Annotated in this window: 8 protein-coding genes; 2 read left to right on the plus strand and 6 right to left on the minus strand. The window is 45.8% G+C overall.

Annotated elements, in window-relative coordinates; all coding sequences use genetic code 11:
- The first annotated feature begins 2 nt into the window (after nucleotides 1–2).
- Nucleotides 3–809 carry an N-acetylmuramic acid 6-phosphate etherase gene (gene murQ, locus AB5443_RS12055; protein WP_022137194.1) on the plus strand — a complete coding sequence of 269 codons (807 nt, stop codon included), beginning with the start codon at nucleotides 3–5 and terminating at the stop codon, nucleotides 807–809.
- A 274-nt stretch (nucleotides 810–1083) separates the two neighbouring features.
- The gene (locus AB5443_RS12060) at nucleotides 1084–3621 is read left to right on the plus strand and encodes a glycosyl hydrolase 115 family protein (RefSeq protein ID WP_277132635.1); all 2538 of its coding nucleotides are present in this window, start codon (nucleotides 1084–1086) and stop codon (nucleotides 3619–3621) included.
- 121 nt (nucleotides 3622–3742) lie between these two features.
- Here the strand turns inward: AB5443_RS12060 and AB5443_RS12065 are convergent, their stop codons facing one another.
- The 6 genes from AB5443_RS12065 to AB5443_RS12090 all read right to left on the minus strand — a co-directional run bounded on the left by AB5443_RS12065 (nucleotide 3743) and on the right by AB5443_RS12090 (nucleotide 14377).
- Nucleotides 3743–4174 carry a hypothetical protein gene (locus AB5443_RS12065; protein ID WP_277132637.1) on the minus strand — a complete coding sequence of 144 codons (432 nt, stop codon included), beginning with the start codon at nucleotides 4172–4174 and terminating at the stop codon, nucleotides 3743–3745.
- An 11-nt stretch (nucleotides 4175–4185) separates the two neighbouring features.
- Nucleotides 4186–6174 (minus strand): glycan-binding surface protein, encoded by a 1989-nt coding sequence (locus AB5443_RS12070; RefSeq protein ID WP_277132639.1) that lies wholly within the window; start codon nucleotides 6172–6174, stop codon nucleotides 4186–4188.
- Between the two features lie 25 nt (nucleotides 6175–6199).
- Nucleotides 6200–7555: a glycan-binding surface protein gene (locus tag AB5443_RS12075; protein ID WP_022137190.1), complete on the minus strand. Its 1356-nt coding sequence runs from the start codon at nucleotides 7553–7555 to the stop codon at nucleotides 6200–6202.
- 10 nt (nucleotides 7556–7565) lie between these two features.
- Nucleotides 7566–9425: a RagB/SusD family nutrient uptake outer membrane protein gene (locus AB5443_RS12080; RefSeq protein ID WP_368113590.1), complete on the minus strand. Its 1860-nt coding sequence runs from the start codon at nucleotides 9423–9425 to the stop codon at nucleotides 7566–7568.
- Between the two features lie 14 nt (nucleotides 9426–9439).
- Nucleotides 9440–12718: a TonB-dependent receptor gene (locus tag AB5443_RS12085; protein ID WP_195406819.1), complete on the minus strand. Its 3279-nt coding sequence runs from the start codon at nucleotides 12716–12718 to the stop codon at nucleotides 9440–9442.
- 150 nt (nucleotides 12719–12868) lie between these two features.
- Nucleotides 12869–14377 carry a hypothetical protein gene (locus tag AB5443_RS12090; protein WP_277132643.1) on the minus strand — a complete coding sequence of 503 codons (1509 nt, stop codon included), beginning with the start codon at nucleotides 14375–14377 and terminating at the stop codon, nucleotides 12869–12871.
- Between the last annotated feature and the right edge of the window lie 5 nt (nucleotides 14378–14382).

Consider the following 14382-nt stretch of genomic DNA (forward strand, 5'->3'; position numbering starts at 1 on the left):
CAATGCAGATAACCGAACAATCATCCCTCTACGACGATTTAGAAAAGAAGCCTGTACGAGAAATATTAGAAGACATCAACCGTGAAGATCAGAAAGTGGCACTGGCCGTACAGAAAGCCATTCCACAAATCGAGCAACTTGTCAACCTGATTGTCCCCCGTATGAAACAGGGCGGACGCATCTTCTATATGGGTGCAGGCACAAGCGGTCGCCTGGGCGTACTGGATGCTTCGGAGATACCGCCGACATTCGGCATGCCGCCTACGTGGATTATCGGACTGATAGCAGGTGGAGATACTGCCCTGCGCAATCCGGTGGAAGGCGCCGAAGACGATATGAACCGGGGATGGGAAGAACTTACCGGGTATCATATCAACGATAAGGATACCGTTATCGGCATAGCGGCTTCCGGCACTACGCCTTATGTAATCGGTGCTCTACGGGAAGCCCGCAAGCATGGCATCCTGACTGGTTGTATCACCAGTAATCCCGATTCTCCGATGGCGGCAGAAGCCGATGTAGCCATCGAAATGATTGTCGGGCCGGAATATGTGACGGGAAGTTCGCGCATGAAATCCGGCACCGGACAGAAAATGATTCTGAATATGATCAGTACTTCGGTGATGATTCAACTCGGACGGGTGAAAGGAAATAAGATGGTGAATATGCAGTTGAGCAATCAGAAGTTAGTGGAAAGAGGAACACGGATGATTATGGAAGAACTGGGTCTGGACTACGAACATGCGCAAAAGCTGTTATTGCTGCATGGCTCGGTAAAGAAGGCTATTGACGCATATCAGCATTCATAATGCCGCCCCTGGTATACAAGACAAAAAGAGTTTGATACAAAATCAAAAAGATTTCTTCTGTAAACGAAACAGTTTGCAGCCTTCTTATTTATCTTACGAAAGAAAAACTTCGGGAAAAAGTTTACCGGTATCAACCGTATAAACAATTGTAACATATGAAAAGCCCGTTCTTATAAACATCAGATACCTTTGCGTCATAACATTGAACAGGCAAAGACTCTGTTGCAGTGAAAAGTAAGATAAATAATTAACAACTTATCAAGTTATTGAAACCATGAAAAAATTATTTTTAGTCCTGTATCTCTCCTTTGTGAGTATAGCGGCATTTGCCGCTGAACAGTTCGTAGTATTCACACCGGCAGGAAATCATTTCCCGTTAATCTCCAATGGGGTTCCTTGTCCGATATATGTAGACCCTTCCGAAGACAAAGGGGTAATGACAGCTGCCGGCAATCTCCGGCAAGACATACTGCAAGTATGCGGAACGAAACCCGAGCTTCTGACAAGTGCAAGTTCCGGCCGATGTATCATCGCAGGTACTATCAACACTCCTTTTATTAAGAAACTGATGGCTACCGGCAAAATCAACCCGAAGGAACTGAGTGGAAAAAACGAAAAATACATCCTGCAAGTCATCTCCAATCCATGCAAGGGAGTGGAAGAAGCAGTGGTTATCATCGGCAGTGACCGACGCGGTACTATCTACGGTATCTATGAACTCTCCGAACAAATGGGAGTATCCCCCTGGTATTGGTGGGCAGATGTTCCTGTCAAGAAACAACAGAATGTGTATATCAAACCGGGGCAGTATTCGGACGGAGAACCGGCCGTAACCTATCGGGGTATCTTCCTGAACGATGAAGCGCCATGCCTCACCAGATGGGTGAAACATACTTACGGCACCAATTATGGCGACCACCGCTTCTATGCACAAGTCTGCGAACTGATACTACGCCTGAAAGGCAATTACCTCTGGCCTGCCATGTGGAGTTGGGCTTTCTATCAGGACGACCCGCTGAACAGCAAGACTGCAAGTGAGATGGGAGTTATTATCGGTACGTCCCACCACGAACCGATGGCACGCAACCATCAGGAATGGTCACGTAAACGCAAAGAATATGGCGCATGGGACTACTCCACCAATAAAAAGGTTATCGACCAGTTCTTCCGTGAAGGTATCGAACGCATGCAGGGAACGGAAGACATTGTGACTATCGGCATGCGCGGAGACGGTGACGCAGCCATGAGTAAAAGCACCAATGTGAAACTTCTGGAAAATGTAGTCAAAAACCAACGGAAGATTATTGAAGAAGTCACCAAACGTCCTGCCAAAGAGACTCCCCAACTATGGGCATTATACAAGGAAGTGCTGGATTATTATGACAAGGGAATGCGCGTACCCGATGACGTAATCATGTTGCTATGTGATGACAACTGGGGGAACGTATGCCGCCTGCCAAACGCCAAGGAACGCAAACATCCGGGTGGTTGGGGTATGTATTACCATGTAGATTATGTAGGTGCTCCAAGAAATTCCAAATGGCTGAATGTCACTCCTATACAAAATATGTGGGAACAGCTTCAACTTACCTATGACTACGGTGTAGAGAAGTTATGGATACTGAACGTAGGCGACCTCAAACCAATGGAATATCCCATTACTCTTTTTATGGATATGGCGTGGAATCCCAAGCAGTTCAACGTTTCCAATTTATTGGATCATCCCCGCCGTTTCTGCGCACAACAGTTTGGCGAAGACCAGGCAGACGAAGCAGCACGTATCTTAAACCTGTATAGCAAATACAACGGACGCGTAACGGGAGAAATGCTCGACCGTAAAACTTATAATCTGGAAACAGGTGAATGGAAACAAGTATCCGACGAGTACTTGAAGCTGGAAGCGGAAGCCTTGAGACAATACCTCTCACTGAAACCGGAATATAAGGATGCCTACAAGCAGTTGATTCTCTTCCCCGTTCAGGCAATGGCAAATTTGTATGAAATGTATTACGCACAGGCCATGAACCATAAACTGTATAAAGAAAACAATCCGCAAGCTAACGAATGGGCGGACAAAGTGGAGCAGGCTTTTGCACGGGACAAAGCGTTGAGTGATGATTACAACAACGTCATGTCCGGCGGCAAATGGAAGAACATGATGATTCAGAAACATATCGGCTATACATCATGGAACGACAATTTCCCTGCTGATACGTTGCCGGAGATTTTCCGTATCAAAAACCCGGAAAAAGCTGTCGGCGGATTTGTATTTACAGGACAGAACGGATATGTAGCCATTGAAGCCGAACATTATTACACCGCCCAACCGGCATCCGGCACGGAATGGACTGTGATTCCTTATATGGGACGCACTCTGAGCGGCATGGCACTGATGCCCTACACACAGCCAACCGACGGTGCTTCCATCTCCTACAAAATAAAACTGCCGAAAGAAATCAAAAAGGCAACTGTCCATGTAATAGTTAAATCGACCCTTGCATTCCATGACCGTAAAGGACACGAATATAGTATCGGATTCGAAGGTGCCAAAGAGCAGACTATCAACTTCAATCACAACTTGAACGAGCTTCCCGAAAATGTGTATAGCATATATTATCCGACAGTAGCACGACGCGTTGTCGAGAAAAAAGCCAAACTGAATGTACCGGATACATCAGACGGAATACAGACACTAACCTTCAAACCACTTGACCCGGGTATCGTACTCGAAAAGCTGGTTGTAGACTACGGCGGATACAAGAAATCCTACCTGTTTATGAACGAATCGAAGAATAAGAGAGAAAGTAAATAAGAAAAATTATACACAAAAATTAACCCCCGCTACAGAATTACTTCCGTAGCGAGGGTTATTTCTTTAAAGGAATCCTTCCAACAATCTTCTTATCAGCTTTTTATTTCAAGAACTAAACACTTTAATCAATCTCATCTGTTAATACAAACCTGACAATCTTAGTTACGCCAACCTTTGATTTAGCCATGTAAATGGCCTTCACCTTATGCATATTATTAAATTCGCAAACAGCTTTTGTTTTTCCGGCATCTATTTCCCCTATGCGGGTACTCTTTTCAGCACCATCATAAAGGACATGAACTTCTACACGAGAATCTGTCGGTTCTATCTCCAATACAATATAGTTATAAGCAGAAAGATCCATATTCTTAGTATTCTTCCAACCGTACTGCCCGTAGGCATGATTATAAGTAATCGTACACGTTTCGCTATCCCCTTTGGAGAAGTAACCGTACGTCCGGGGGAAAAGTTGGACGGGCTCTTCTTTTGCGTTCGCCGCTATTGCGGCGAACAGACAAAACACAAATATGATTTTCTTCATTGATACTCTCATGTGATTCTTTTTTATTCAAATTCAATAGGTGCAAGAGGGACAAGGCGCATATTGGCAAGTCCCATTTCAAAGTCAGTGATAGGAACACAGTTCCATTGAGGATCTGCGGTCTGACCACTTCTATACATGCAATTACCATTAACGAAAGTAAACAAAGAGGTAGCTATCTTAGCCACGTCCTTAGCTGTCATTCCATATTTACCTAACCAAACTCCCAAAGTCATAGTTTCCGCCTCACCGGTAGCCAATACAAGATCTGTAAACTTATAGGTAAGAGTGTGCCATTCGCCACCAAAATCAAACGAATTCCCCACAGTCCATGGAGCCACATTCAAAACACGAGAGCCATTCACACTGCCTGCATCTTTATCTATACGCCATGCCAACATTCCACTTATCCAAGGTGCAGGCATATACACATCTAACTGCATAGCGATGTCTTTAATCAAAGTCTCTGTTGTCAGGTTCGTATTCGTTGCCAATACTTTCTCTATCTGCGCTCTTGTACAGAACCTTAAATAAGCTCCATGATTATTGGTACTCACCGGAATAGAGCTATTCTTAAAGTAAATAAAGTAATCGGGATTCACTGGGTTAGTATCGTTTATGGGCCGATTCTCCGGGTTATATAGTGCAGATTTATTCTGTGTCAGACTTCCTGAAGAAACTCCCAACTTCAACTCTTCATCCGTAAACTCCTGCAGGAACACTCCTTGTTTATAGAACATGACTATTCCTTTTACTTCAACATTCGCACCTTCACTCTCTATACGGATATATCCGGCTTTATCTCCCACACCTTCAGGCACAAGTACCTCCATGGAAGTAGCATCCGATGACACGCTCTGAATCGTACCTTCCTTTTCACCTGTCGAAGAAGGGAAGAAGATTTTCGCCCTATCATACAGATTGACACCTGTAAGCCGGATTACATTACCGGGTTTAGGCATTGTATATGAAATCTCCGTCACACTGGGGACAAACCCCAAAAGAGTAAATTCACGGCTGACACCATTTTCGTCATACGCATTTACAACAGTCAGCTCTCCGCCACCGACAGTAAAATCTTCCGTATCTACCGGAACCGTGAAAGTGATACGGTTACTTTCTACCGTTGTCGGCACTATTTCCTGATTGTTGAAAGCCAGTCTTTGGAAAGTTGCAAAGTATTTTCCTTCGATGACAACTACCGAATTACGCCCTGCTTCCGTAATTACATTGCCGTTTGCATCTGTAATACCAGTGATTTCAACCTGTTTGCCTATAACGATACAATCCAGCGTCCGGTCATCATAGGCAGTCACAAGCCGCATCTTATTCCGGTTGTCCGAATTCCCGACAGCACTTCCGAAAGGCAGAGTTTCCGGAATAGTTACAATTAAGAAAGCGTCGCTCTTTTCTTCGGCAGGAATGCCTGTCAAGTCAACGGAAGCACCATTGATATACAATTCATTGGCTGTTTTCAACCCGATACCCTCAATACGTACCTTACCGCCTATCGGCAGCTCTTGCACTGCCGTCCACGTTCTTCCGCCATTTTCCGACAAAGAGAAGCCGGTTACTGTGACTGCCCTGCCGAAGAACTGGAAATCTTCGGCCGTACAAGTAGCGGCACCCGCCTTATTTACCACCCGTATCAAATTCAGGTTCACTTCCTTAATCTCCCCTTCATCTACCGGAATGTCCGGTATCACAAGTTCTATGGCATTCTCTTCCGCCTGAAAACCGGAGATAAGACCACCGTTGATGTAGACGGCAATCGTCTGCGCCATGTTGGTACCCTCAATGCGGAGAGGAGTACCAATGCGGATTTTACTTTCTGCTTCAGGAATTTTCCATTCCCCGGAGTTTTCATCCCAAACACTGACTTTCAGGATAGCAGGCGGCAACAATTGCGCTGCCGTTTCATTGTCATCACTGCAAGAGAACAATCCCATAATAAAGGTCATTATCAGACAGGTGATTGTTCCTGATTGTATAATCGATTTAAATGTTTTCATATCTAATCTGTTTCATGTTTACACTTTATTCTTCCGGAGTCACATAAGGTACCAGACGCAAGTTGGTCACGAACATCCGGAAATCGGCAGCCTCTTTCATCGTAAGTCCGGTCGACAAGATGTCAAAGTTAAGTATGGTAAACAGTGAATGTATACCACTGTCCGCACTCCAGGCATCCGCCGCCTCTCCTAACGTAACGAACTTCGTATGTATCGGGAAAGTAAGCGTTTTCCAATGCCCGTTGAATTTATACGGCTTGTTATTAGTCCACGAAGCCACATTCCATGCGCTTTCGCCATTGCCTCTTCCGCCGTTTTTGTTCATACGCCACCCTACGATACCAGTACTCCAGTCGTGATTCATATAAATGTCGGCCTGCAAAGCAACTTTACGGGCATCCGTCTCTCTGGCAAACTCCCCATTGCTCTGACCAATCAGATATTCCAGTTGTTTTCCCGTATTGAAACGGAAATATCCAAAAGGCGAATTGTTGTCCGCAACTACCGGAAATGTTGCCGGAGCACCGGCAGGAATACTAAAGACATACGCTTTGGCTCCGGCAGGAACTTCGGAAGCCTCCGGCGCGTCTGCCGGATAATAAGCACAATTCATTGGCGCACCGGAACTTACTCCGTAATTCAAGGCGGAAGTTCCGTCATAATCATGGACAAACATTGCCTTGTCATGGAACATATAATTCGGTGTGTAATAATTATCCCCTATTTCCGCCATTTCTATGCGGAGAGAACCGCTCCGTTCACCTACTCCTTCGGGCACCCTGACAGTTACCTGCGTACCGTCACCGGATATGACCAAATCCTCATTGCCTTCAATATAAGGCACCTGCACTTCATTTCCGTCATTACCCGGGAAGTAAACGGCAGAAGTACTATTGAGGTACTTACCCATAATAGTGATGAAATCTCCCGCCTCGGGTAATGTATAAGACACATCCGTCACACTTGGCATCTTGTTGACATCCTTAAAGATGAAATTACGATAAACTCCTTCCCCATGAGAAGTCAAAATCCTGATTGTGTTCCTCACCGACTCATCCTCTATCTCATGAGCCATCGGAACACCGGAAGGAACCTTGAACGTCAGGTGAGAATCACTCATATAAGTGGAATTGTATTCCGTCACCTGCAAACCGTTACAATAAATAGCCCGCAAACCACTGAACCCGCTACCGTCCAGACGAATCCATGTCCCTGTATATACGGAAGTTATCTGTCTGGCATCTTCACCGAGCATATTGCTCCACACGCTGTATATCCGGACATCATCGTCATCATCAGAGCAAGAGAACATACCTGACAAGGAGAACAGCAGCAGAGCGCTCCAACACAAATTCTTTATTATTTTATCTGTCATTTTCATAGCAGTAATCTTATTTGTTAAAATCATAAGCAACAGGCGCGGTATTCAATAACGGGTCACGTGTACTTTCCACTTCCGGGTAAGAGAATGCCCAGACATTATCATCGGATGTCTTTGAGTGTACATAATCCCCTTCCGCCAACGGAGCATGGGTTGCCCTCACCGCCAATTTGGAAGCGTCGCTCTGACGGGGACTGTCCGAACTGAACGCTGCCTGTTCCGTTGTCTTATTCACCGTATAGTAATAAGCATACCATCTGTTACTGTCCCATTCGTCGCTACGCACCAGTTCTCCTTCAGCACCTTCAGCCATGATAACCAGTTCATTGTTAATAAACTCTGTCACCCACTTCATATCATAGAAGGAGCGTCTCACCAAAGTAGGCCACCAAAGCCCCTCCATGAAAAATTCCATACGATATTCTTTCATCAAGTCATTGCGTGTAAGGAAATTGGTATCGTAATACCGGAAGTCCGGGTCATTCTCAATTTCCAATTTGTAGGCACGCTTCCGGACATCATCGTAATATTGCAAGGCATTCCGGTCGGTCAGTTCATCCTTTGTCCCCATACATGCCTCAACGTACAGTAGATAAACTTCCGAAAGGCGCAACATCGGTGTGCAGAAACCGGAATTTCCAGAAATAGCTATATTGTTAGTGTCTTCCGCACTGCCTACCACTTGTTTCTTGAACGCCACCTTTTTATTGGTTTCCAATCCGGCCGCTTTCTGCCCGCCTTTGTATCCGGCAGACCATCCGCCCTCGGCAGTATGCGTGCCTATATAGTCGTAGTATTCTCCAGGACAAAGCACATTGGCACGCAACCGGGAACGTCCGCCCGAATTGACCAGCATACGCAGGCAATCATAAGAAATATAAGAAGAATTGTAGGCACTCAATCCATTCAACAATTCCGAATAAGAACAAAGGCCGCTTCCGTTACTATTCCCCATTCCGTAAGAATCGACACCCTGCAAAGGCTGCAATGCAAACAGCACCTCCTTGCAGTTGTTGTTCTGTACCCGGAAAATCTCTTCGTAATCTTCCATCAGCCCGTATCTGCCCTGGCCGGTTATCACTTCTCCGGCAGCCGTTTTAGCCAGTCCGTAAAGTATTTCCGCAAGGTCGTGGGCATCACTCGCTTCATAATAGTCGAGAGTGGATTGCGTACAATGTCCGCCACGGGCGTACGCCGCCAATGTGACATAATAGCGCGCCAGCAAGCCCAATGCCGAATATCTTGTCACTCTCCCGTCCGCATCCGAAAGCGGCAGATATTCCGCTGCGTACTCCAAATCACGGATACCATAACGGATGACATCTTCAAAACGTGTCGGTGCCAGATTGAAAGCGTTTGTATGCTCCACCGGATTCTCCATGACAGGTACATCATGCCAGTAAGAAGCCAGATAATAGTAAGCCGCCGCACGCATAAACCGCGCTTCGCCCTCACAGCTATCGGCCAGTCTTTCTTCAAAATGCATCCGTCCCTGAGGAGCGTAATCGTTTATGATATAATCCGCTTGTGTGACCACAATATAAAGCGAGTTCCACGCATCTGCCAGACCGGGGGTATTCGGTTTGTCGGTAAAAAGACAGTAAGGAGCATAGCCTGTCTCGTTGTTGTTATCACCATAAATATTGTTTCCGCGTGCATCTCCCATCGCAAACAGGCGTGTACTGTGAAAGCCGAACCAAGGCTTCATATACAGATAAGCCGTAGCCAGACGCAGTTCGTCATAGGTAGTAAAGGATTTGTCCATTTCTTTCTGGTTGGTGGCACTCACCTGCAGGAAGTCATTGCAGGAAGTAAAGCTTGCCATCGCAACCATTCCAAAAACCATTGATAATATGATATTCTTTTTCATGGAAGTTTTTTTATTTAAAAGGTTAAGTCAATGCCAAACGTATAAATCCGGGGAGAAGGGCAACGTCCCGTATCCACTCCGTACATCAACATACTCTGGCCGGAATAGGAATACTGTGCCTGTGTGGAACCTATTTCCGGGTCATAGCCGTCATATCCCGTGAATGTATATACATTTTTGATATTCGCATAAATCCGTGCATTCTCTATCTTCAACTTCTTCAGCCATTGCTTGGGCAGTGTGTAGCCCAAAGCGATGTTCTGTATGCGAAGGAAAGAAGCATCTTCCACGTAAAGGCTGCTGATACGGTCGTTGTCATTGGCATCATTGACAGACATGCGGCACAAGCCGTTAGAACCGGGCAGAATATACATGTTCCATACATTAGTGTTCTCCGGATTACCATCCAGATACCCCAGACGCGCATGATTGGCAACCGACCGGTGCACATTGCCGCTCGAATTAGGGTTCGTGATACGGCGGGACAAATAGTTCATCGCCTTGTTTCCATACGAACCGTACAGGAAAACGGTCAAATCGAAGTTCTTGTATTTGAAAGTATTGTTGATACCATAGGTAAACTTAGGCAACGGGCTTCCCAGATAGGTCTGGTCTTTCTCGTCGATTACTCCGTCATTGTTCAAATCTTCGTAAATATAGTCGCCGATATATACCTGCTTGACAAGGCTGCCTTTGTCCGTGCCCGAATTAACGACACAATCGCCCACCCGAAGCACCGGAGTGGCAATCTTCACCGTACTGGTTCCATCCCCGTTATCTATCAAATAATCGGAAGCACTGTTGATACGCCCGATTGCCTTGTAACCATAAAACTGGCTGACCGGATGGCCGACTGCCGTACGGGTGATTACTTCGGTCTGGCCGCTATTCTGATAGGTCTTGTCAATAAACGCGTTTTGCGTATTCATGCTTGCCACCTTGTTGCGGTTCAAGCTGAACGTCACGTTCGTACGCCACTGGAAATCCCTGTTGGAAATGTTCACGGTATTCAATGTAAATTCAAAACCTTTATTTTCCATAGAACCGATGTTCGCCCATTGGGCAGCGGCAGCCCCATTGCCGGTAGTTCCCATATATCCCGGATAATCTTGTTGCAACAAGAGGTTTCTTGTTTTTTTGATATATGCGTCCAAAATAAGCTCCACGCGGTTATTAAAGAAGTTCAGGTCAATACCGGCATTCCAGGAACGGGTACTTTCCCATGTCAAATCGGGATTGGCGATATTGGCAGTCTGCAAACTCGTCCCCCAGATAGATTGTACGTATGTGCCCATCCGTTGATAAGCAAAGGAGCTGACATTGGAATTTCCGACCTCACCATAGCTCAAACGTAACTTGAAATTGTTGACCACATCTCTCAGCGGACGCCAGAATGACTCTTCGGAAAGACGCCATGCCACAGCTACCGACGGAAATGTCCCCCACTGGTTTCCTTTGGCAAAACGGGAAGTTCCGTCACGCCGTACCGTAGCCGTCAACTGATAACGGTTGTTATAACTATAAAACAAACGGCTGAAGTAAGAAAGGTAAGTTGTTTTGCTTGCCCTTCCGCTATTGGTCGAATAAGCGGCGTCACCGGCATCCAAGTCTGTCAGCACATTATCTCCATGGGTGCGTTTTCCCTGAAGATAATCTGAATTTCTGGAAGTCATCTCATGTCCTAGCATCAGACTTGTCTTGTGCTTGCGCTTGAATGTCTTTTCCATCGTCACTACATTCTTCCAGCCCCAGTAGAGACTGTAGTTTTTGGAGTGTTCATTCGTAGGATAGGGGTTCTTTGCCCATCCCAGTTCATATTCGGGAAGGAAATATTGATAATTGTCGATATTGCCGTCTGCCGTAAAGTCAGTCCGGTAGGTCAACCATTTCCAAGGATTGATTTTCATGAAAAGATTGGCACGTGCACCACCTTTTTCATTATTCCGCTGGGTTAATGCAGCCAATGCCACCGGATTGTTATAATTGCTCAAGTTCGCCTGGTCGTCCTCTTCCGGCCCGGTAAAATTACCGCTTGCATCACGCACCGGAACGTCAGGAGCCTGATAAAGCGCATTGGGAATGATAGACCAGTTGGCCATACCTGTACTTTGCTTGGTATAGGACACATTCACCGTACCTCCGAAACGAACTTTGGAAGTAGCTTGTATCTCTGTTCCCATACGGAAGGTATAACGTTCAAAATCCGAACCGATACAAATACCATCCTGGCTCAGATATCCGCCGGACAAGTTATAACTGACCGTTTTTGTCCCACCGCGAACCGACAGGTTATAGTTCTGCAACAGAGCATTACGGAATATCTCATCCTGCCAGTTAGTACCGTCACCTAAAGTTTCGGGATGGCTGAAAGCATCTTTCACTCTGCTGGCATTTATAAGAGCGTACAATTCATTATAGTGACGGGCATACTCACGCAAATTCATCATGTCGATTTTCTTCGGTACTTCCTGATTTCCCATAGAAATCTGGAAATTAATCCGCGGCTTACCGGTCACTCCCGATTTCATAGTAATCAATATTACTCCGTTAGCCGCCTGTGCACCGTAAATGGCCGTGGCCGAAGCATCTTTCAGAATCTCGATACTTTCAATATCAGCCGGATTGATGCCCGCTATGGCGTTACTCGTATTGGAACCTGTCTCACCGGAAATGATTACTCCATCCACTACATAGATAGGCTCATTGGTACTGTTTAGTGAATTTACGCCGCGAATCTGGATAGAAGTACCTCCACCGGGAACACCGGAGTTCTGCGTCATTTGCAGTCCTGCCGCACGTCCCTGCAATGCCTGGTCAATGGTCGAAGCCATTGATTCCTCAATAGACTTGGCACTGACGGACACTACCGAGCCGGTCAAGTCCGAACGTTTCATCGAGCCATATCCAATTGCCACGACTTCGTCCAGCATGTTCTCATCATTCTCCATGGTGACGTCCATCCTGCCGCCTTTCGCAACTTTCCGCTGGACAGTTTTCATCCCGATATATGAAAATACAAGCGTGGAACCTGATGCCATATTCAACGTATAGCTACCGTTCACATCAGTCGTAGTACCTTTACTGGTACCTCTCACCTGAATACTAACCCCAATCAAAGGTTCCCCGCCCTCATCAACCACTTTACCGGTAACTGTAATATCTCCCTCGGAGACAGAATGCGGAAGAGGAGAAAATGCACCTCCGGCCGCACAAGCAGGAGTGACTGCAAAAATCATGAAAACCGGAAATAATCCGGCCAGCAGCACACATCTTAAGAAATAATTGTTCTTCATATATATTACATTTATAAAATATTGCTTCATAATCTCGTATCAAATCATCCGGCTAACCGTCCGATACAAAAGTATAAATTCGTATCCAATGACACTATTTGAGATGTAACATCCATTTGTACATACGTTTATCAGCCTTTTAAATACGTTTCAATTTGTTTTTAATTTGAAATAAACTGTAGTGACGCTCATTGCCGGCAGCACAAATCCAACAAACGGGTCGGTATCTTTCAGTTCCTGATACCAACTGTTTTTTCGTGTATCCGTCCGTATTACTTTCCTTACGGAAGAAACTTCTTTGCTCCCGATACTCTCCAATCTGACTGTTTTTTCCTTTTGTTCCGAGTAATTTATCAAGATAACAGCTATCTGGCGCTCATCAGGGTCTTGAAAAGCGACCACTTCCGTCTCCTGAAGTTCAAACTCTGTCCCAATCCGCCGCCAACCGGGTTTTACATACTTTGTGAAGTGCTTAAGTCCATAAAACTCGCTTCTTACTACATAGCCTTTCTCCGTAGTCCAACGCGAACTGCTCCAAGGCCACTCGACAGCAATGCAACCGTCACCTCCCTCTTTCAGCTCAGTAGCATCTGCATATCCCCACAACAACGCCCAGTGTAAATAAACAGCGGCATTTGCATAACGGAAAGAGTTGGAAATAAAATGGGCGATATTCACAGCATCTTCAGGAACCGCGGGATGATAAGAACAGTTTTCGGTCATCATCACCGGCTTGTCACCGACCTGCCGGGACAGGTTCAAAAATTCCGATTTAAATGCATGGGCGGATGAATAACGGTCGTTATCTTTATAATCAGCAGTGTTGCCGCCATGATAGCAATGAAAAGCAGCGGCATCCAACAAAGCGGGATTCAAAGCTTTATAATAATTTCCGAAAGTCCCGTACCCGATACCGAGCACTTCGGGCCCGACAAGCTTGGGACAGTCAGACATATCCTTCAATGCTTCGCAAGTGGCTTCCAAGGCTTTTCCATAATCCGCTTTTCTCGAGTTATCAGCACCATAGCCTAGACAGACCTTATTTCCTGCACTATTATCTCCGTCCGGTTCATTCATCATGCTCAGGTAATCCGGTGTCATACCCGCTTCCTGATAGGCTTCCAGTGTCATACGACACCATTCACCAAATTCCTTGTACATATATTCTCCGTCACTATTCTTTTTGAGTGTCGCTCCTTTTTCCCCCGGTCGGTCTATCAAATCGGGAGTCACGAGCCAGTTGGACATCATAACTGAGAAATTGCCGCGCCCCAACCTCAGGTCTGCCGCATCCATAAGCTCTTTCTGTTGTTTGAGAATATCCGGATTCTCACCCGACACTTTCTTTTCATACCAGTTTCCTATGCGAATCATGGAGACCTCCAGCTCCTTGAAAATCAAATCAAACAGTTCTTTCTTATTGGGATGCCGGCAATACCAGCTCTCATAATTGGCAATTCCGCCACCAATCCCTTCCACTGTCTGATATTTATCCGAAGGATTTATTCGAATGACAGTCGCATTATCAAGATTATCCCCGTCTTGAGTAATGCCGGATTCCGTACTTTCCACTGACGGATGCTCTACCGAGCATCCGGACAATCCGATTACTGCCAAGGTAATCCATAAAAGCCCGCTCACAACGATTCGTGTATTCATGTATC

The organism is Bacteroides sp. RTP21281st1_H5_RTP21281_210402, from assembly GCF_040918965.1.
Lineage (GTDB): Bacteria > Bacteroidota > Bacteroidia > Bacteroidales > Bacteroidaceae > Bacteroides > Bacteroides congonensis.